This window comes from Bacillus sp. JZ109, from assembly GCF_053903135.1.
The window spans coordinates 3,518,634-3,537,063 of the sequence record NZ_CP096388.1 but is presented as its reverse complement, the minus strand read 5'-3'; the positions used below and the strand labels follow the sequence as shown (position 1 = coordinate 3,537,063).

25 protein-coding genes and 7 tRNA genes are annotated in these 18,430 nt (G+C 40.9%); 29 read left to right on the top strand and 3 right to left on the bottom strand.

Annotation, left to right across the window (positions count from 1 at the left end):
* Positions 1-72 precede the first annotated feature (72 nt).
* The 17 genes from alr to M1D94_RS18600 all read left to right on the top strand — a co-directional run bounded on the left by alr (position 73) and on the right by M1D94_RS18600 (position 10,613).
* Positions 73-1,242 (top strand): alanine racemase, encoded by a 1,170-nt coding sequence (gene alr, locus M1D94_RS18680; protein WP_282627550.1) that lies wholly within the window; start codon positions 73-75, stop codon positions 1,240-1,242.
* A gap of 115 nt (positions 1,243-1,357) precedes the next feature.
* Positions 1,358-1,639 carry a type II toxin-antitoxin system antitoxin EndoAI gene (endB, locus tag M1D94_RS18675; RefSeq protein ID WP_003225183.1) on the top strand — a complete coding sequence of 94 codons (282 nt, stop codon included), beginning with the start codon at positions 1,358-1,360 and terminating at the stop codon, positions 1,637-1,639.
* A 4-nt stretch (positions 1,640-1,643) separates the two neighbouring features.
* Positions 1,644-1,994, top strand: a complete 351-nt coding sequence (gene ndoA, locus M1D94_RS18670) for a type II toxin-antitoxin system endoribonuclease NdoA (RefSeq protein WP_003156187.1) — start codon at positions 1,644-1,646, stop codon at positions 1,992-1,994.
* Between the two features lie 115 nt (positions 1,995-2,109).
* The gene (rsbRA, locus tag M1D94_RS18665) at positions 2,110-2,934 is read left to right on the top strand and encodes an RsbT co-antagonist protein RsbRA (protein WP_009966610.1); all 825 of its coding nucleotides are present in this window, start codon (positions 2,110-2,112) and stop codon (positions 2,932-2,934) included.
* Positions 2,935-2,938: 4 nt separating this feature from the next.
* Positions 2,939-3,304 carry an RsbT antagonist protein RsbS gene (rsbS, locus tag M1D94_RS18660; RefSeq protein ID WP_003225190.1) on the top strand — a complete coding sequence of 122 codons (366 nt, stop codon included), beginning with the start codon at positions 2,939-2,941 and terminating at the stop codon, positions 3,302-3,304.
* Positions 3,305-3,307: 3 nt separating this feature from the next.
* A complete protein-coding gene (gene rsbT, locus M1D94_RS18655; RefSeq protein ID WP_003225192.1) occupies positions 3,308-3,709 on the top strand; it encodes a serine/threonine-protein kinase RsbT in 402 nt (133 codons plus the stop codon).
* 11 nt (positions 3,710-3,720) lie between these two features.
* Positions 3,721-4,728 carry a phosphoserine phosphatase RsbU gene (gene rsbU, locus M1D94_RS18650; RefSeq protein ID WP_014478900.1) on the top strand — a complete coding sequence of 336 codons (1,008 nt, stop codon included), beginning with the start codon at positions 3,721-3,723 and terminating at the stop codon, positions 4,726-4,728.
* A gap of 68 nt (positions 4,729-4,796) precedes the next feature.
* Positions 4,797-5,126, top strand: a complete 330-nt coding sequence (gene rsbV / locus M1D94_RS18645; protein WP_014475877.1) for an anti-sigma factor antagonist RsbV — start codon at positions 4,797-4,799, stop codon at positions 5,124-5,126.
* Positions 5,123-5,605 carry an anti-sigma B factor RsbW gene (gene rsbW / locus M1D94_RS18640; RefSeq protein ID WP_021481702.1) on the top strand — a complete coding sequence of 161 codons (483 nt, stop codon included), beginning with the start codon at positions 5,123-5,125 and terminating at the stop codon, positions 5,603-5,605. The genes rsbV and rsbW overlap by 4 nt, the downstream gene beginning before the upstream one ends.
* On the top strand, positions 5,571-6,359 hold the full coding sequence (gene sigB, locus M1D94_RS18635) for an RNA polymerase sigma factor SigB (RefSeq protein ID WP_003246715.1): 789 nt from the start codon (positions 5,571-5,573) through the stop codon (positions 6,357-6,359). The genes rsbW and sigB overlap by 35 nt, the downstream gene beginning before the upstream one ends.
* Positions 6,359-6,958 carry a phosphoserine phosphatase RsbX gene (rsbX, locus tag M1D94_RS18630; protein ID WP_095252677.1) on the top strand — a complete coding sequence of 200 codons (600 nt, stop codon included), beginning with the start codon at positions 6,359-6,361 and terminating at the stop codon, positions 6,956-6,958. The genes sigB and rsbX overlap by 1 nt, the downstream gene beginning before the upstream one ends.
* A gap of 112 nt (positions 6,959-7,070) precedes the next feature.
* Positions 7,071-7,187, top strand: a complete 117-nt coding sequence (locus M1D94_RS18625) for a hypothetical protein (protein ID WP_120027795.1) — start codon at positions 7,071-7,073, stop codon at positions 7,185-7,187.
* Positions 7,148-7,309: a hypothetical protein gene (locus M1D94_RS18620; protein WP_003246653.1), complete on the top strand. Its 162-nt coding sequence runs from the start codon at positions 7,148-7,150 to the stop codon at positions 7,307-7,309. Before M1D94_RS18625 ends, M1D94_RS18620 begins: the two co-directional genes overlap by 40 nt.
* Positions 7,260-7,496 (top strand): hypothetical protein, encoded by a 237-nt coding sequence (locus tag M1D94_RS18615; protein WP_228394539.1) that lies wholly within the window; start codon positions 7,260-7,262, stop codon positions 7,494-7,496. The genes M1D94_RS18620 and M1D94_RS18615 overlap by 50 nt, the downstream gene beginning before the upstream one ends.
* A complete protein-coding gene (locus M1D94_RS18610; RefSeq protein WP_049139597.1) occupies positions 7,493-7,933 on the top strand; it encodes an EVE domain-containing protein in 441 nt (146 codons plus the stop codon). Before M1D94_RS18615 ends, M1D94_RS18610 begins: the two co-directional genes overlap by 4 nt.
* Positions 7,917-8,360 carry a MarR family winged helix-turn-helix transcriptional regulator gene (locus M1D94_RS18605; RefSeq protein ID WP_014475883.1) on the top strand — a complete coding sequence of 148 codons (444 nt, stop codon included), beginning with the start codon at positions 7,917-7,919 and terminating at the stop codon, positions 8,358-8,360. The genes M1D94_RS18610 and M1D94_RS18605 overlap by 17 nt, the downstream gene beginning before the upstream one ends.
* Before the next feature lie 93 nt (positions 8,361-8,453).
* Positions 8,454-10,613 (top strand): Tex family protein, encoded by a 2,160-nt coding sequence (locus M1D94_RS18600; protein ID WP_015252761.1) that lies wholly within the window; start codon positions 8,454-8,456, stop codon positions 10,611-10,613.
* A 9-nt stretch (positions 10,614-10,622) separates the two neighbouring features.
* Here the strand turns inward: M1D94_RS18600 and cmpA are convergent, their stop codons facing one another.
* Positions 10,623-10,736, bottom strand: a complete 114-nt coding sequence (gene cmpA / locus M1D94_RS18595; RefSeq protein WP_003225207.1) for a cortex morphogenetic protein CmpA — start codon at positions 10,734-10,736, stop codon at positions 10,623-10,625.
* Between the two features lie 103 nt (positions 10,737-10,839).
* Here cmpA and M1D94_RS18590 point away from each other — a divergent pair, with 103 nt between their 5' ends.
* The 8 genes from M1D94_RS18590 (at position 10,840) to M1D94_RS18555 (ending at position 12,131) form a co-directional block, all read left to right on the top strand.
* Positions 10,840-11,292 (top strand): SprT family protein, encoded by a 453-nt coding sequence (locus M1D94_RS18590; RefSeq protein ID WP_003234309.1) that lies wholly within the window; start codon positions 10,840-10,842, stop codon positions 11,290-11,292.
* A 122-nt stretch (positions 11,293-11,414) separates the two neighbouring features.
* A tRNA-Asn gene (locus tag M1D94_RS18585) sits at positions 11,415-11,489 on the top strand.
* A 4-nt stretch (positions 11,490-11,493) separates the two neighbouring features.
* A tRNA-Ser gene (locus M1D94_RS18580) sits at positions 11,494-11,584 on the top strand.
* 29 nt (positions 11,585-11,613) lie between these two features.
* Positions 11,614-11,685: transfer RNA gene (locus M1D94_RS18575), tRNA-Glu, on the top strand.
* An 11-nt stretch (positions 11,686-11,696) separates the two neighbouring features.
* A tRNA-Gln gene (locus tag M1D94_RS18570) sits at positions 11,697-11,771 on the top strand.
* Between the two features lie 26 nt (positions 11,772-11,797).
* A tRNA-Lys gene (locus tag M1D94_RS18565) sits at positions 11,798-11,873 on the top strand.
* 11 nt (positions 11,874-11,884) lie between these two features.
* Positions 11,885-11,966: transfer RNA gene (locus M1D94_RS18560), tRNA-Leu, on the top strand.
* A gap of 81 nt (positions 11,967-12,047) precedes the next feature.
* Positions 12,048-12,131: transfer RNA gene (locus M1D94_RS18555), tRNA-Leu, on the top strand.
* Between the two features lie 307 nt (positions 12,132-12,438).
* On the opposite strand, the gene M1D94_RS18550 is transcribed toward M1D94_RS18555, so the two are convergent.
* The gene (locus M1D94_RS18550; protein ID WP_456270308.1) at positions 12,439-13,458 is read right to left on the bottom strand and encodes an LLM class flavin-dependent oxidoreductase; all 1,020 of its coding nucleotides are present in this window, start codon (positions 13,456-13,458) and stop codon (positions 12,439-12,441) included.
* A 260-nt stretch (positions 13,459-13,718) separates the two neighbouring features.
* Here M1D94_RS18550 and lrpA point away from each other — a divergent pair, with 260 nt between their 5' ends.
* Positions 13,719-14,129, top strand: a complete 411-nt coding sequence (gene lrpA, locus M1D94_RS18545; protein ID WP_003246601.1) for a transcriptional regulator LrpA — start codon at positions 13,719-13,721, stop codon at positions 14,127-14,129.
* A gap of 122 nt (positions 14,130-14,251) precedes the next feature.
* On the opposite strand, the gene lrpB is transcribed toward lrpA, so the two are convergent.
* Positions 14,252-14,701 (bottom strand): transcriptional regulator LrpB, encoded by a 450-nt coding sequence (lrpB, locus tag M1D94_RS18540; protein WP_032727157.1) that lies wholly within the window; start codon positions 14,699-14,701, stop codon positions 14,252-14,254.
* 114 nt (positions 14,702-14,815) lie between these two features.
* On the opposite strand from lrpB, the gene M1D94_RS18535 reads away from it, so the two are divergent.
* From M1D94_RS18535 to M1D94_RS18525, 3 genes are all read left to right on the top strand, one after another.
* Entirely contained in the window at positions 14,816-15,358 is a 543-nt protein-coding gene (locus M1D94_RS18535) for a cysteine hydrolase family protein (protein WP_003234256.1), read from the top strand.
* Between the two features lie 552 nt (positions 15,359-15,910).
* A complete protein-coding gene (locus M1D94_RS18530; RefSeq protein ID WP_003234254.1) occupies positions 15,911-16,675 on the top strand; it encodes an MBL fold metallo-hydrolase in 765 nt (254 codons plus the stop codon).
* A gap of 193 nt (positions 16,676-16,868) precedes the next feature.
* The gene (locus M1D94_RS18525) at positions 16,869-18,179 is read left to right on the top strand and encodes an MFS transporter (protein ID WP_038827585.1); all 1,311 of its coding nucleotides are present in this window, start codon (positions 16,869-16,871) and stop codon (positions 18,177-18,179) included.
* Positions 18,180-18,430 lie beyond the last annotated feature (251 nt).

Below are 18,430 nucleotides of genomic sequence, written 5' to 3'. Positions count from 1 at the left end.
ATCGTTTCCCTTTAGCCTTTAATTTTAGTATGATATGTAAATGATATTGAATAAAAGCTAGGAAGTGTCGTAATGAGCACAAAACCTTTTTACAGAGATACGTGGGCGGAAATTGACTTGTCCGCGATAAAGGAAAATGTCAGCAATATGAAAAAACATATCGGTGAACATGTCCACTTGATGGCAGTTGTGAAAGCAAACGCCTACGGGCATGGTGATGCAGAAACAGCAAAGGCTGCTCTTGACGCAGGTGCTTCATGCTTGGCCGTGGCCATTTTGGATGAAGCGATTTCACTGCGCAAAAAGGGATTGAAGGCGCCTATATTGGTGCTTGGCGCGGTTCCCCCGGAGTATGTTGCAATCGCTGCTGAGTATGACGTGACCTTAACAGGTTATTCTGTTGAATGGCTTCAGGAGGCAGCCCGCCACACGAAAAAAGGTTCTCTTCATTTTCATCTGAAGGTCGATACGGGGATGAACAGACTTGGTGTAAAAACAGAGGAAGAAGTTCAGAACGTGATGGCCATTCTTGACCGCAACTCTCGTTTAAAGTGCAAAGGGGTATTTACCCATTTTGCGACAGCGGATGAAAAAGAAAGAGGCTATTTCTTAATGCAGTTTGAGCGTTTTAAAGAGCTGATTGCTCCGCTGCCGTTAAAGAATCTGATGGTCCACTGCGCGAACAGCGCCGCCGGACTCCGGCTGAAAAAAGGCTTTTTTAATGCAGTCAGATTCGGCATCGGCATGTATGGCCTTCGCCCGTCTGCTGACATTTCGGACGAGATACCGTTTCAGCTGCGTCCGGCATTTACCCTGCATTCGACGCTGTCACATGTCAAACTGATCAGAAAAGGCGAGAGCGTCAGCTACGGAGCCGAGTACACAGCGGAAAAAGACACATGGATCGGGACGGTGCCTGTAGGCTATGCGGACGGCTGGCTCCGAAAATTGAAAGGGACTGACATCCTTGTGAAGGGAAAACGCTTGAAAATTGCCGGCCGAATTTGCATGGACCAATTTATGGTGGAGCTGGATCAGGAATATCCACCGGGCACAAAAGTCACATTAATAGGCCGGCAGGGGGATGAATATATTTCCATGGATGAGATTGCAGGAAGGCTCGAAACCATTAACTATGAGGTGGCCTGTACAATAAGTTCCCGTGTTCCCCGTATGTTTTTGGAAAATGGGAGTATAATGGAAGTAAGAAATCCTTTATTGCAGGTAAATACAAGCAATTAACTTACCTAAATGGAGAATTCATAAAACAGCTTTGCTTGAAGAGTGAATAATGGTATCATTATCACTGGATGGATAAAAGAGTCGTATCCGTAAGTTTGGTGGAGGTGTATGTTTTTTGTCTGAATCCAGCGCAAGAACCGAAATGAAAATCAGCTTGCCCGAAAACCTAGTAGCTGAATTGGATGGTGTAGCGATGCGGGAGAAACGAAGCAGAAACGAACTGATATCACAAGCAGTGAGAGCGTATGTCAGCGAACGAACAACTCGTCACAACCGTGATTTGATGAGACGCGGCTATATGGAAATGGCGAAAATCAACCTGAATATTTCTTCTGAGGCTCACTTTGCGGAGTGCGAGGCTGAAACGACAGTTGAGCGCTTAGTCAGCGGAGGATAATCATTTGATTGTGAAACGCGGCGATGTTTATTTTGCTGATTTATCTCCTGTTGTTGGCTCAGAGCAAGGCGGGGTGCGCCCGGTTTTAGTGATCCAAAATGACATCGGAAATCGCTTCAGCCCAACTGCTATTGTTGCAGCCATAACAGCACAAATACAGAAAGCGAAATTACCAACCCACGTCGAAATCGATGCAAAACGCTACGGTTTTGAAAGAGATTCCGTTATTTTGCTGGAGCAAATTCGGACGATTGACAAGCAAAGGTTAACGGATAAGATTACTCATCTGGATGATGAAATGATGGATAAGGTTGATGAAGCCTTACAAATCAGTTTGGCACTCATTGATTTTTAGACATATTTGCAGGTTGCTCAAATAGAGCAACTTTTTTTGTTTTCAAAAAACATAAACGATATAATAGTGAAATAACGAAAAAAATATGTTGTTTTTTATTGGGAGGTAAGCGAATTTGATGTCGAATCAGACTGTATACCAGTTCATTGCCGAAAATCAAAATGAACTGCTCCAATTGTGGACTGACACACTAAAAGAATTAAGCGAGCAAGAATCCTATCAGCTGACTGACCAAGTGTATGAAAATATATCTAAAGAATATATCGACATTCTGCTGCTGTCTGTTAAGGACGAAAACGCTGCTGAAAGCCAAATCAGCGAACTGGCGCTTCGAGCGGTCCAAATCGGACTGTCTATGAAGTTTTTGGCTACTGCGCTTGCTGAATTCTGGAAGCGTCTCTATACGAAAATGAATGATAAGAGATTGCCAGATCAAGAGAGCACGGAATTAATCTGGCAGATTGACCGCTTTTTCAGCCCGATTAACACAGAAATTTTTAATCAATACTCAATCTCATGGGAAAAAACAGTATCCCTGCAAAAAATCGCACTGCAAGAGCTGTCAGCCCCGCTTATCCCGGTGTTTGAAAATATCACTGTGATGCCTCTTGTCGGAACAATTGATACCGAACGCGCGAAACGAATTATGGAAAACCTTCTTAATGGCGTCGTCAAACACCGTTCCCAAGTCGTGCTGATTGACATTACAGGTGTCCCTGTCGTCGATACGATGGTTGCCCATCATATTATTCAGGCATCAGAAGCTGTAAGGCTTGTCGGAGCAAAATGCCTGCTGGCCGGAATCCGTCCGGAAATTGCTCAAACAATCGTCAACCTGGGGATTGATTTATCCCAAGTTATAACTAAGAATACCCTGCAAAAAGGAATTCAAACAGCATTGGAAATGACGGATCGAAAAATCGTTTCATTGGGGGAATAACATTTTGAGACATCCGAAAATCCCGATCTTGAAACTGTATAATTGCTTATTAGTATCCATTCAATGGGAACTTGATGACCAGACAGCATTAACTTTTCAAGAAGACCTATTAAATAAAATATACGAAACAGGTGCTAACGGAGTCGTCATTGACCTGACATCTGTGGATATGATTGATTCATTTATCGCGAAAGTGCTGGGCGACGTCATTACAATGTCTAAGTTAATGGGGGCTAAAGTCGTCTTGACCGGCATTCAGCCCGCTGTGGCAGTGACGCTGATTGAACTTGGAATCGCGCTTGAGGAAATCGAAACTGCGCTCGACTTAGAGCAGGGGCTTGAGACATTGAAGCGGGAATTGGGGGAATAGCGAATGAACGACCAATCCTGTGTAAAAATCATGACAGAATGGGATATTGTGGCCGCCAGACAGCTGGGACGAAACGTTGCGAAAGAACTGGGTTTCGGCACGGTAGACCAGGCTAGAATTACAACGGCTATTTCAGAATTAGCCAGGAATATTTATTTATATGCCGGCAAAGGGCAGATTGGAATTGAACAGGTCGCAGACAGAGGAAAAAAAGGCCTGAAAATCATAGCGGAAGACCAAGGGCCGGGAATTCCTGATATCCGAAAAGTCATGGAAGACGGGTTTTCAACGTCTGGAGGACTTGGTGCGGGACTTCCCGGGGTCAAAAGGCTGATGGATGAATTCAGCTTAAATTCCGTAGCGGGGGAAGGAACAGAGATACAAGCCATCAAATGGCTTCGGTAGGAGGTAAGAACGTGGATTTTAGGGAGGTTATTGAGCAGCGGTATCATCAGCTGCTTAGCCGATATATAGCCGAATTAACAGAAACATCTTTATATCAAGCCCAAAAATTCAGCCGAAAAACAATCGAGCACCAAATTCCTCCGGAAGAAATCATCAGCATTCACAGAAAAGTGCTGAAGGAGCTGTATCCAAGTCTCCCGGAAGATGTGTTTCATTCGCTGGATTTTTTAATAGAAGTCATGATTGGTTATGGAATGGCTTATCAGGAGCATCAAACCCTTAGAGGGATACAGCAGGAAATCAAATCAGAAATTGAAATCGCGGCAAATGTCCAGCAGACGCTGCTCGGAACTAAAGTTCCTCAGGAGGAAGCGCTGGATATCGGCGCCATCAGTGTTCCCGCTAAACAGATGAGCGGTGATTACTACCACTTTGTCAAAGACAAGGAATCCATCAATATCGCAATCGCGGACGTGATCGGAAAAGGCATTCCAGCGGCTTTATGCATGTCTATGATTAAATACGCGATGGACTCTTTGCCGGAAACGGGCATACACCCTTCTCAAGTGCTGAAAAATTTGAATCGTGTTGTTGAACAAAACGTTGATGCCAGTATGTTTATTACGATGTTTTATGCGAATTACAATATGGACAATCATCAATTTACATATGCTTCAGCGGGACATGAACCGGGATTCTATTATTCTCAAAAGGACAACACGTTTTACGATTTAGAGGCCAAAGGACTCGTTCTCGGCATCTCGCAGGACTATGACTACAAACAATTCGATCAGCATCTGGAAAAGGGCGATATGATTGTTTTATTTTCTGATGGCGTCACAGAATGCAGAACGGAAAACGGTTTCTTGGAGCGTCCTGATCTGCAGAAGCTCATTGAGGAACATATGTGTTCCTCCGCGCAGGAAATGGTCAAAAACATTTATGACAGCCTCCTCAAATTGCAGGATTTTCAGCTTCACGATGATTTTACGTTAATTGTTTTGCGGAGAAAGGTTTAACGTCTGCCAGACGAGGGTATAAAGCAACTAGTGATTAGTGATTTGAAGGAAAATTTGAGGTGATACGAATGAATATAAATGTTGATGTGAAGCAAAACGAGAATGATATACAAGTAAACATTGCAGGAGAAATTGATGTATACTCAGCCCCGGTGCTCAGAGAGAAGCTCGTTCCTCTGGCAGAACAAGGAGCTGACTTAAGAATTTGCCTGAAAGATGTCAGCTACATGGACAGTACCGGATTGGGCGTTTTTGTAGGGACCTTTAAAATGGTGAAAAAACAAGGCGGTTCGCTGAAACTTGAAAATCTTTCTGACCGGCTGATCCGACTGTTTGACATTACAGGCTTGAAGGACATCATTGATATTTCTGCAAAGTCAGAAGGTGGAGTGCAATGAAGAATAATGTTGATTACATCGAAATGAAAGTGCCGGCCCAACCTGAATATGTTGGAATTATAAGACTGACGCTATCAGGGGTCGCAAGCAGAATGGGCTATACGTACGATGAAATTGAAGATTTGAAAATCGCAGTCAGTGAAGCGTGCACAAATGCGGTTCAGCACGCTTACAAAGAAGATAAAACTGGGGAAGTGTCAATACGATTCGGTGTGTTTGAAGACCGTTTAGAGATTATTGTGGCGGATGAAGGAGACAGCTTTGACTTTGATCAAAAGCAGCAGGATCTAGGGCCGTACACACCTTCGCACACAGTTGATCAATTATCAGAAGGAGGGCTCGGTCTATATTTAATGGAAACGCTCATGGATGAAGTCAGAGTGCAAAACCACTCCGGCGTCACCGTAGCGATGACAAAGTATTTAAATGGGGAGCGAGTTGATCATGACACAACCATCAAAAACTACGAAACTAACTAAAGATGAAGTCGATCGGCTCATAAGCGATTACCAAACAAAGCAAGATGAACAGGCGCAGGAAACGCTTGTGCGGGTGTATACAAATCTGGTTGACATGCTTGCGAAAAAATATTCAAAAGGCAAAAGCTTCCACGAGGATCTCCGCCAGGTCGGCATGATCGGGCTGCTAGGCGCGATTAAGCGATACGATCCTGTTGTCGGCAAATCGTTTGAAGCTTTTGCAATTCCGACAATCATCGGTGAAATTAAACGTTTCCTCAGAGATAAAACATGGAGCGTTCATGTGCCGAGACGAATTAAAGAACTGGGTCCAAGAATCAAAATGGCGGTTGATCAGCTGACCACTGAAACACAAAGATCGCCGAAAGTCGAAGAGATTGCCGAATTCCTCGATGTTTCTGAAGAAGAGGTTCTTGAAACGATGGAAATGGGCAAAAGCTATCAAGCCTTATCCGTTGACCACAGCATTGAAGCGGATTCGGACGGAAGCACCGTCACGATTCTTGATATCGTCGGATCACAGGAGGACGGATATGAGCGGGTCAACCAGCAATTGATGCTGCAAAGCGTGCTTCATGTCCTTTCAGATCGTGAAAAACAAATCATAGACCTTACGTATATTCAAAACAAAAGCCAAAAAGAAACTGGGGACATTCTCGGTATATCTCAAATGCACGTCTCGCGCTTGCAGCGCAAAGCTGTAAAGAAGCTCAGAGAGGCCTTGATTGAAGATCCCTCGATGGAGTTAATGTAATGATCCAGGTTGAAGAAAATGAGCATATTCAAACTCTAGTATATCAACTGAATAAAGAAGGGAAATCGATTTGCGGTGACAGCTTTTTTATGAAAGCTGATGATAAGGAGTTAATTTGCGCGGTTGCTGACGGACTGGGAAGCGGATCACTTGCTAACGAATCCTCTGCAGCCATCAAAGACTTAGTGGAAAACTATGCGAATGAAGACGTACAAAGCATTATCGAACGCTGTAATCAGGCGATGAAAAACAAAAGAGGCGCTACAGCATCTATCCTGAAAATCAATTTTGAGCAAAGGCAGTTTACGTACTGCTCTGTCGGAAATGTACGGTTTATTCTGCATTCCCCGTCTGGTGAAAGCTTTTATCCTCTGCCGATTTCGGGCTATTTATCAGGCAAGCCGCAAAAATACAAAACGCACACCGCCACCTATGAAAAGGGTTCAAAGTTCATTATACATACAGATGGACTCAACGTACCTGATATCCGCTCCCATTTAAAAAAAGGCCAATCGGTAGAAGAAATATCGAATTCGCTGAAAATGTATACGACATCGAGAAAAGATGACCTGACCTATATTCTCGGACAGCTGTCCTAAAAAACCAGAAAAAGAAGCTGGACATCCGGCTTCTTTTTTTTTTTGCGGTTGACTACTAATAAGTGCGCTTATTATAATTAATAAGTGAACTTATCATTCTGGGAGCTTATGGATGTGGAATTATGAATACACAGCGATAGCTGATGCGGATGTGGGAAAACCTGGAACTGTTATCAGGAAACAGAAACAATGGATCAATGGGAGACGGGTATTGCATCAGATTCTTTGAAAGGACAATTTCAAAATGGAACGGAAGGAACATTGCTTCTGCAAGGAAAAACAATTCTCTTATGGCTTGAGCATGTGGAGAAACATCGGGCGTTTTCTGTCATGGTCAACATGCCCGCATAGCAATGTAAAAATGGAGTTTTTTCACGTGCTTCAAAAGCAAAAAGAAGATTTGTGTATCACATATGGAATTGTATTAGAAGGCGCTGAAGCAAAAAAGTGGGGAGAAATCATTGGGACTGAACTGTCTAAAGACATGCCGACGGCTGTCAGCAGGCTTGTTCACCTTTGCGGAGGAGTGATAAAATGAACACAAATTATTGGATCGGCGTTGTGTCAGAGCAGCATGTATTAAAAGGCGCTGCCGGCGGTTTTGCACAGCTGTGCCATGGAAAAAAAGCCCCGCTCGCCAAAATGAAAGAGGGAGATTGGCTGATTTATTATTCTCCGAGAGACGCATATCCAGACGGCAAACTGCTGCGAAGCTTTACTGCGATCGGCAAAGTAAAAAGCGGAAACATCTATCCGTATCAAATGGCTCCGAATTTTATTCCATACCGATTAGATATAGACTATTATCCATGCCATAAAATCGGTTTTTACGACATTAAATCAAAGCTTGAATTTGTTCAGGAAACCAAGCATCTTGGCTTTTTATTTCGCAGTGGACACTTTGAAATAAGCAAAAAAGATTTTTTGACAATAGCACAAGCGATGGGAGTTAACATAAGTGGAATGGCACTCTAAATTTAGCGGTCCGAACACAAGCCCGGGCTTTTTATTATGGCAGGCCACGCAAAGCTGGCAGCGGAAAGTGGGAAAAGCATTGGCTGAGTTTGACCTGACCCACGTTCAATTTGTTCTGCTGACCTCGTGCAAGTATATGATTGCTCACGGAGAAACCGTCACGCAAAAAAAACTTGCAAGCTTCAGCCAGACCAATATCATGATGGTTTCGGAGGTTGTGCGGACGCTTGAGAAAAAAGGATTTATCGAAAGAAGCAAAAATCCCCAAGATAAAAGAGAGGTTCTCCTGTCTCTTACAGAAACAGGAGGAGAAAAAGTAACAGCGGCTTTGCCAATTGTTGAGAAGATTGATCAAGCCTTCTTTGCAGCTGCGATGAAAAAAGAGAATTTTCTGAGCGGATTACAGGAACTATTGAAACATGAGTAAAGAGACGGGCAGCGTCAGCTGTCTTTTTTTATGTGTTTTTTTCGGTTTTTGATACACTAGAGAAAGAACGACAAAATTGGAGGCTTTGGTTACATGGAAACGTCAGCCCTTTTAAAACAGCAAATTGCGAAAGAAATAGGTTTATCACAAAAACACGTTGAAAGTGTCATCCGCCTGCTTGAGGACGGCAATACAGTCCCGTTTATTGCCCGGTATCGAAAAGAGCAGACGGGTTCAATGGATGAGGTTCAGATTCAGACGATTTCTGAACGCTGGCAATACATACAAAACCTGAATCAGCGAAAAGAAGAAGTCATCAGGCTGATTGCAGAGCAGGATAAACTGACAGATGATCTAAAACGTAAAATCGAGCAATCGGTGAAGCTTCAGGAAGTGGAAGACCTTTATCGTCCTTATAAACAAAAACGTAAAACAAAGGCGACAGTCGCCAAAAGCAAAGGCCTTGAGCCGCTAGCCGACTATATCCTGACACTTCCCCAAGATGATCGTCTGGCAGCAACAGCAGACCAATACATCAGCGAAGAAAAAGAAGTGTTCACACGAGAAGAAGCGATTGAAGGCGCCAAGCACATTATTGCGGAACAAATTTCAGACGAGCCGACCTTCAGAAAGTGGATTCGCCAGGAAACCTTCAAAAGAGGAACCATTAAGTCCGCAGCCGGAAAGTCGGCAGACACCGATGAGAAAAATGTGTATGAAATGTATTACGAGTATGAAGAGCCAATTGCAAAAGTCGTTCCGCATAGGGTACTGGCAATGAACCGCGGCGAAAAAGAAGATATTTTAAAGGTGTCAATCGAACCGCCTGCGGATCACATTAAGGCGTATTTAGAAAAACAAATCATTAAAAATCGCTCAACATCCGTAAAAGAGATTTTGCAGGAGACAATTGAAGACAGCTATAAAAGGCTGATCCAGCCGGCAATCGAGCGTGAAATCAGGAAAGAGCTCTCAGAAAAAGCTGATGAACAGGCGATTCATATTTTCTCAGAGAACTTGAGAAAACTTCTTTTGCAGCCGCCGATGAAAGGCAAAACCGTTCTCGGTGTTGACCCAGCCTTTCGAACCGGCTGTAAGCTCGCTGTGTCAGATGAGACTGGAAAAGTCTTGAAAATTGATGTGATCTATCCGCATGCGCCAGTCAACAAAACAAAAGAAGCCCATGAAAAAGTGAAAAAGATTCTTGAGCAGTATCAAGTCGAGATGGTGGCGATCGGAAACGGCACAGCATCCAGAGAAACAGAACAATTCATCGTCAATGTACTGAAAGACATGCCGCGCAAAATTTATTATGTGATCGTCAATGAAGCGGGTGCAAGCGTCTATTCGGCTTCAGAGCTGGCCCGAGAAGAATTCCCTGACCTTAAGGTTGAAGAGCGCAGTGCCGTGTCTATTGCGCGAAGACTTCAAGACCCGCTCGCGGAGCTCGTTAAGATCGATCCGAAGTCTGTTGGTGTCGGACAGTATCAGCATGACGTCAGCCAAAAACGCTTAAATGAATCTCTGCGGTTTGTCGTCGAAACGGTCGTAAACCAGGTGGGAGTAAACGTCAACACAGCCTCCGCCGCGCTGCTTCAATATGTAGCTGGATTATCGAAGTCTGTAGCAGGCAACGTTGTCAAAAAACGTGAGGAAATCGGAAAGTTTTCAAATCGAAAGGAACTGAAGGACATCCCAAGGCTCGGTGCGAAAACCTATGAGCAATGTATCGGTTTCTTAAGAGTGCAGGAAGGGACAGAGCCTTTGGATAGAACAGGCATCCACCCGGAAAGCTATAAAGAAACAAAAGCGCTTTTGAAAAAACTCGGACTTTCAACAGAACATATCGGCACGGCGGAATTGAAGGACAAAATCAATCAGCTGGCGCTTTCTGAAACGGCAAAAGAGCTGGGAATCGGCGAAATCACTCTGAAAGACATTTGTGAACAGCTGACAAGGCCGGAACGCGATCCGCGCGATGAGGTGCCTAAGCCTTTGCTGAAAACAGACGTCCTTCAGCTGGAAGATTTGAAAGAGGGAATGGAACTGCAGGGCACCGTGCGCAATGTAGTGGACTTCGGAGCGTTTGTTGATATCGGAGTCAAACAAGACGGGCTTGTGCATATCTCAAAACTGAGCAATCAATTCGTCAAGCATCCTCTTGATGTCGTATCTGTGGGCGATATCGTGACAGTTTGGGTTGACGGCGTAGATGTACAAAAAGGCAGAGTATCGCTGTCTATGGTAAAATAAAAGCACTGCTTACGAGCAGTGTTTTTTCCTATAGAAATACCAGCATTGATTCAGCAGTTTAATTTGGTAATTATCTTTTTCAAGGAACGCTTTTTGCATCTGCTTTTTAAGCCAATTTGGCATAGGCTCATTCCTCCTCAGCTTTTATCATAAGAGGGACGGTGATTACCATATTGTATGCGAACGGTGAATTGTCCCGTTCAATGTTTTTTAAGTGAGGTGCACTATGGATAATATAGAGCTTCAAAAGCTGACAGAGGATATTTCTAAAACATATTTTAAAAAGCCGTTCCGCCATCAGGCGCTTTTTAATGACAGGCTTAAAACCACGGGCGGAAGGTACCTGTTAACCTCTCATAACATTGAATTGAACAGAAAATATCTGATTGAACACGGCAGGGAGGAGCTGATCGGCATCATCAAGCACGAGCTCTGCCATTATCATCTCCACCTTGAAGGAAAAGGGTACAAGCACAGAGACAGAGATTTTAGAATGCTACTGCAGCAGGTCAACGCGCCGAGGTTCTGTACACCCCTTAAGAAAAAAGCGGAAAACAAAAAAACTTATATGTATATCTGTACGGCCTGCGGCCAACAGTATATAAAGAAGCGCGCCATGAACCCTGACAGATACAGATGCGGAAAATGCCGCGGAAAAATAAAAAGAATTTTTTCGTGAAAAAGGTTGACGAATATGGCAAGCCTATGTTACATTATAAAAGTCGTCACGAGAGATAAATAAAAACATTTACCTCTTGACACTGCAAATCAAGGCTGATATAATAAGTCTTGTCTCATTATTCCACAGTAGCTCAGTGGTAGAGCTATCGGCTGTTAACCGATCGGTCGCAGGTTCGAATCCTGCCTGTGGAGCCATATTGGAGAAGTACTCAAGTGGCTGAAGAGGCGCCCCTGCTAAGGGTGTAGGTCGCGTAAGCGGCGCGAGGGTTCAAATCCCTCCTTCTCCGCCATAAGATTTCGATATAAGTTCTCAACCATCGGCCCGTTGGTCAAGCGGTTAAGACACCGCCCTTTCACGGCGGTAACACGGGTTCGAATCCCGTACGGGTCATTCCATTTCGTTGGGCTATAGCCAAGCGGTAAGGCAACGGACTTTGACTCCGTCATGCGTTGGTTCGAATCCAGCTAGCCCAGCCATTTTTATTTTTGAAATCTAATAGTAAGAGCCATTAGCTCAGTTGGTAGAGCATCTGACTTTTAATCAGAGGGTCGAAGGTTCGAGTCCTTCATGGCTCACCATTTGTCTTTTTGCGGGTGTGGCGGAATTGGCAGACGCGCTAGACTTAGGATCTAGTGTCTTACGACGTGGGGGTTCGAGTCCCTTCACCCGCACTTTATTTACAAAGTGCACGCAAATCGGTTTTACTAGGTTAAGAGCCTACTAAACCAGCACAAACACAATTTAATGATCACGCGGTCGTGGCGGAATGGCAGACGCGCTAGGTTGAGGGCCTAGTGGGTGAATAACCCGTGGAGGTTCAAGTCCTCTCGGCCGCATCTCAATAATACCAAGGGTTTAACCACCTTTGGTTTTATTTTTTTGTGCGGAAATACGGCTATGAGAGAAGAGTTGCTCATCAAAACTCACCAGTTACTTAAAGTAATCATCCAAACGGTCGGCAGTTCCTTCTGTTTATTAGGAAAAAGATATCCGTTCATTGTAAAAGAAACGAACCATGTCCTATTCGTTCAAAAAAACTAAAGGGTGATACATATTATACATGATTAATATGTATCACCCTTTTCTTTCTTGTTCAACAATCGCGCTTGAGGAGAACATAAGCTAATACAACTGACTCGATTTCTAAAGTTGCTCCATTCTTTTTTTAAACAACTCATCCACAACCTGTTTTAAAATCTCGTACGACTGAATTTCCTTGCTCAATTCGTAAATATTAGATAACACAATTAATTCATCTGCGTGATACATTTGTTGGAAATCAATTAGTTCGCGACGAATTGTTTCTCGATCACCCATGATTGTATACCCCAGTCGACTGTGGAGAATTTCTAATTCAAACTGTGATAACGATTCTAGGAAGTTTTCAGTGGGTGGAATAAGCTTACTTAAATTATTTGTATAAATATCAATATACACCTGCAAATGACTTGCAGAAATAAAAGATGCCTCGTCTATAGATTCTGCTGCAATCACATTAATGCAAGCGATCACATAAGGTTCTTGTAAATAAGAAGACGGTTGGAAATTTTCTCGATAAATAGAGAGCGCTTCTTCCATCGAATGGGGTGAAAATTGAGCGCCAAATGCATAGGGTAAACCAAGATTTGCAGCAATTTCCGCTGAATCCGTTGAGGATCCTAACACAAAAACAGGCACATGCGTTCCAATACCCGGATAAGCGCGAACCTCACCCTGTACACTCTTATCCCCGACAAAACGCAAAATATCATTTACTTCTCTTTCAAAGAAAAACACTCCATTATGGTTGGAACGACGAATCACATCGGCCGTTTTTTGATCCGTTCCGGGTGCGCGTCCTAATGCCAAATCTACACGATTTGGATATAATGTTTCAAGTGTTCCAAATTGCTCCGCTACGATTAATGGGGAATGATTTGGCAACATAATACCCCCTGAACCTACGCGAATGTCTTTTGTATTTGCTAATATATGTTGTACAATTGATACGGTTGCTGCACTTGCATAAGCGTCGTGATTATGATGCTCTGCAAACCAAATCCGTTTATAGCCCATATTATCTACAGCTTTAGCTAATGACACTGCAGAATCAATCCCTTGTTTCATTGTTTCTCCTTGTCTTAATGGAGCAACTGATAAAACAGATATATCAAATTTTTTCATAATTTCACCTCTAAAATAATGAACTTATACAAGATCAATGGAAAAAACATTTTGAAAAATTGTTTCATATTAAATGGTGTCCATTCCTCTTTGATTTGCATGCAAATAAATATATACTTTCTCAAACGATCAATACATAGGCAAAATAAAGTTATTTCACAATTTCACTTTACTTTTAAAGTTTTAAGCAAACATAAAAAAATGTTCAGTGAACAAAATATGTAAAATACATCTTATTTTTTCGGAAAGGATACAAGAAAATGATTGATGAAATAGATAAAAAAATACTCGATGAGCTGTCTAAAAATAGTCGCCTTACAATGAAAAAATTAGGGGAAAAAGTACATCTCACTGCACCAGCAACCGCATCAAGAGTAGTAAAGTTAATAGACAATGGCATAATAAAAGGATGTAGTATCGAAGTGAATCAAGTGAAATTAGGCTTCTCTATACATGCTTTTCTTAATATTTATATCGAAAAAATCCATCATCAACCCTATTTAGCTTTTATAGAAACACAAGATAACTATGTAATAAACAATTATAAAGTTAGTGGAGACGGTTGCTATTTGCTTGAATGTAAATTTCCTTCAAACGAGGTATTAGATCAATTTTTAAATGACTTAAATAAACATGCAAACTATAAAGTGTCGATTGTTATTGGTAAATAGTTAACTTTATAAAACGGAGATGTGCGGTCATATAACATGATATATATGCTCTAAAAAAGCCCTAGGTTGGATATGGAATTTGCCAAGCTGGGGCCTTTTTATACATTATAATAACAAGCGCATTATTCATCAGACATTAATGAAGTATTATAATGCTTTTTTACTTCCTTAATAGACAAATAAAGCTGATAGTTTCCATACTTCAATAAATCATTCAGAAGGTGATTTAAAACTTCTTGTGAATGAACCGTTACCTTCAGAAGATAACATGCATCTCCCGAAATACGATGAGCTTCGCTAATTTCATTACGAGTAGCAATAAATTTCAATAAATCATCATGCGTATATGCATTCATGAAAAAGAAGACAAAGGCTGTAAAAGAAAACCCCATCTTCAATTCATCAACCACAATCGAATATGCTTTAATGATACCGTTATCCTCCATTTTTTTGATGCGATTGCCTACCGCTTGTCCTGTCATATGAATTTTTTCACCGATTTCTTTCCATTGTATCCGAGCATTTTTATTTAATAATTGGAGAATTTGAAAATCAATTGAATCAATTTGCATAGTAACTCCTTTCACAGTGAAAAAGTTTTACATAATAGTATTTCATGAGACCATCGAAAATTCAATGGAAATTATATATCCTTATACAGTATAAAAATTTTAAGAGGTGAAAAAATGACAACAGCTTTATTAGTGATTGATATTCAAAATGATTACTTTCCAAATGGGAAGATGGCTTTAACAAACCCAGAGAAAGCAGCACAAAATGCGGCTAAACTACTTTCACACTTTAGAAACACAGGCGCACCTGTCTTTCATGTACAGCATATCACAGAAGGTAACATCGCTCATTTTTTCCATCCAAATACAGAAGGTGTCGAAATTCATGAGTCAGTACGTCCATTAGAGAAAGAGACAGTCATTGTAAAACATATGCCGAATAGCTTTTTCAATACAGATTTAAATGGAAAGCTACAAGAAGAAGGGGTTAAAGAATTAGTTGTTTGCGGTATGATGTCCCATATGTGTATTGATGCAACAGTTCGTTCTGCAGTTGAACATGGTTATGTATGCCAAGTGGTAGAAGATGCTTGCGCAACAACAACATTGCAAATTGAAGATAAAATCGTTCCTGCTGAGCATGTCCATTACGCATTTATGGCCGCATTAAATGGTGTCTATGCAACAGTAAAAACCACAGAGGCATTTTTAAAATAAAAGAATTTCCTGCGCGAACATAACGTCTTTCTTTTCACAAGAAAGATGATTCAACAACTTAAAAAAGGATGTTCAGAAAAATACTTCTGGACATCCTTTATTCATTATCTTTTATTGTTTTTCAGTATCATTATTCCCATCTGATAAAAGATCAAGATGTCCTGTTTTTGATCCATAGTAAGACCATATACAGGAATTGTTTTTGCCATAAATATAGATATTGATGAAGGTTTACATAAAGCACCTAATTGCTTGATTTACTTTAATGTTAGATCCCTCAATAACTCCATTCTCTTCTAATTTCTCTACTCTAGCTGTAGCAGTTGGGCATGTTAAATGTACTCTCTCCCAGATCTTTCATTGAATTCGGCTATTATACATAATTTCTCTATAATTTTTTATCTGTTTGATCTATTTGAACGTTAATTCCTTTCGAAAATAAAGTCAAAGAGTTAAAACACTTTTTTTTATCTATGTATTCGAACACTGCTGATATTATACACTTAACTCTGTCGATCTAAGACAAATAAAAAAAGAAAGTGAGTTGTAAATATGAATATTACACAAATTCGAAATGCAACAATTGTTGTAAAATACGCAAATAAAAAATTTTTGATAGATCCTATGTTAGCAGAGAAAGGTACGTACGCTACTTTCCCTGAAACGATCAGACAAGATCTATTTAATCCTTTGGTGAGTTTGCCAACATCAATTGATAACATTCTGGATGGAGTAGATGCGGTAATTGTTACTCATCTACACCTAGATCACTTTGATGATGTGGCAAAAAACGTATTGCCAAAAAACATCAAAATGTTTGTTCAAAATGAAGCAGATGCAAAAGAAGTAAAAGCAAGTGGTTTCAAAAATGTAGAAGTGCTACATCAAGACACTGTTTTTGAAGGGATCCAATTAGTAAAAACAAAAGGTGAACATGGCAGAGGGGAAGAGTTATTAAACTTAATGGGTGATGTTTGTGGATTAGTATTCAAGCACCCAAGTGAAAAAGTTTTATATGTAGCTGGGGATACAGTTTGGTATGATGCTATCGAAGACGAGATTCATACACATCAACCAGAAATCATTGTGGTTAATGGTGGAGACAATCAAAGATTAGATTTAGGTTCACTCATCATGGGAAAAGAAGACATCTATGAAGTTCACAAGGCTGCTCCTCATGCTAAGATTATATCTGTTCATATGGAAGCTGTTAACCATTGGACACTATCTAGAGAAGAATTAAAAAACTTTAGTAAAGAAAAAGGATTCTCAAGTAATATTTTAGTGCCAGAAGATGGCGAGTCTTACACATTTTAATATGAACACCGACAAATAAATAGAAGAAGCTCATAATTATAAAAACTAATCATGAGCTTCTTCTAATAATGAATATTTTAAATTTTAAATATATCGAAATTCCTAAATATACGGAATAACAAAGATGGAATGTTCCAATGATGACAAAAAAACTTGAAAAGCAACAAAGATGTGTCGTTAGGAGGTAGAATTCATGGTAATGACAAAAAAAGATACAAATATATCAACACAGCAGCCTCTTTGGTTACAAGGTTATATTGATTCACCAGAAAAACAAAACCAACTTTATAAAAAAACATTAAAAATCTTGATTTTTTCACAAATATTTGGGGGAGCAGGACTTGGAGCTGGGATAACAGTTGGGGCGCTTCTTGCACAAGATATGATAGGATCGGAAAATGTAGCAGGAATTCCAACTGCCCTCTTTACTTTTGGATCTGCCGTAGCTGCCCTGCTTATAGGAGCATCCTCACAACGTTTTGGTCGCAGAGCTGGACTTGCAGGTGGTTTCCTTATAGGCGGATTAGGTGCTATAGGTGTGATAATCGCGGCTTTAATTAACAGCGTTGCCCTATTATTTGTTTCTCTTCTTATTTATGGAGCAGGTATGGCTTCTAATCTTCAAGTTCGGTATGCTGGGACAGACCTTGCAAATGAGAAACAACGGGCAACTGCTGCAAGTATGGCCTTAGTTTCTACTACTTTAGGAGCTGTAGTAGGTCCTAACTTAGTTAATACAATGGGGGAATTTGCAGATTCAATTGGTGTTCCCAATTTAGCTGGTCCGTTTATTATGTCAGGAGCAGCTTTTATAATTGCTGGAATTATTCTCTTAATTTTTCTTCGTCCAGATCCGCTGTTTGTATCAACAGCTATTGCGAATGCTGAGAAAAAAGACGATAAAGTACAAATAGGAGGAAGTCTAAAAAATCCTGCTATAGACAAAAAAGGAATAATGGTAGGAGCTGTCATTATGATTTTAGCTCAACTAATCATGACAGCTATTATGACAATGACACCGGTTCACATGGGTCATCACGGTCATGGTTTAAGCGAAGTGGGATTAGTTATAGGACTCCATATTGCAGCGATGTATCTTCCTTCACCATTGACTGGTTTATTAGTAGATAAGTTTGGTCGCACAACTATGGCTATTGCTTCAGGTGCCACACTTCTTGCCGCTGGATTGGTGGCAGCTATTGCACCGGCAGACTCATTATCATTACTAATCCTAGCACTAGTATTACTAGGGGTAGGTTGGAACTTTGGTTTACTAACGGGAACTGCCCTTATTATAGATTCAACACATCCATCTCTACGTGCAAAAACACAGGGAACATTCGATGTTTTATTAGCACTATCAGGAGCGGCAGGTGGAGCCTTGTCAGGAATGGTTGTTGCACATTCTAGTTATACAATACTATCAATTTCTGGAGCCGTATTTTCATTATTACTTATTCCAGTAGTTATTTGGTATTTTAGAGGCAACCAGATAAAAGCATAAGCTTATATAACTGTCTTTGAAGAACCTAAGTAGACATTACTTTACCGGAACCTCCTTTTTCTATTTATTATAGTAAGGAGTTGACATGGCATTAGTGGCATGTGTATAACTACACAATTATTTAGTTGTTCGTTGACGGTCTAAAAATAGTGCCCATTTTGTGCCCCGAACTCGTGAAAAATGATGAAAATAGGTATAAATAAAATAAACAGACGCTTTGAATAAAAGCTTTTGTAAACCATGATATGTTT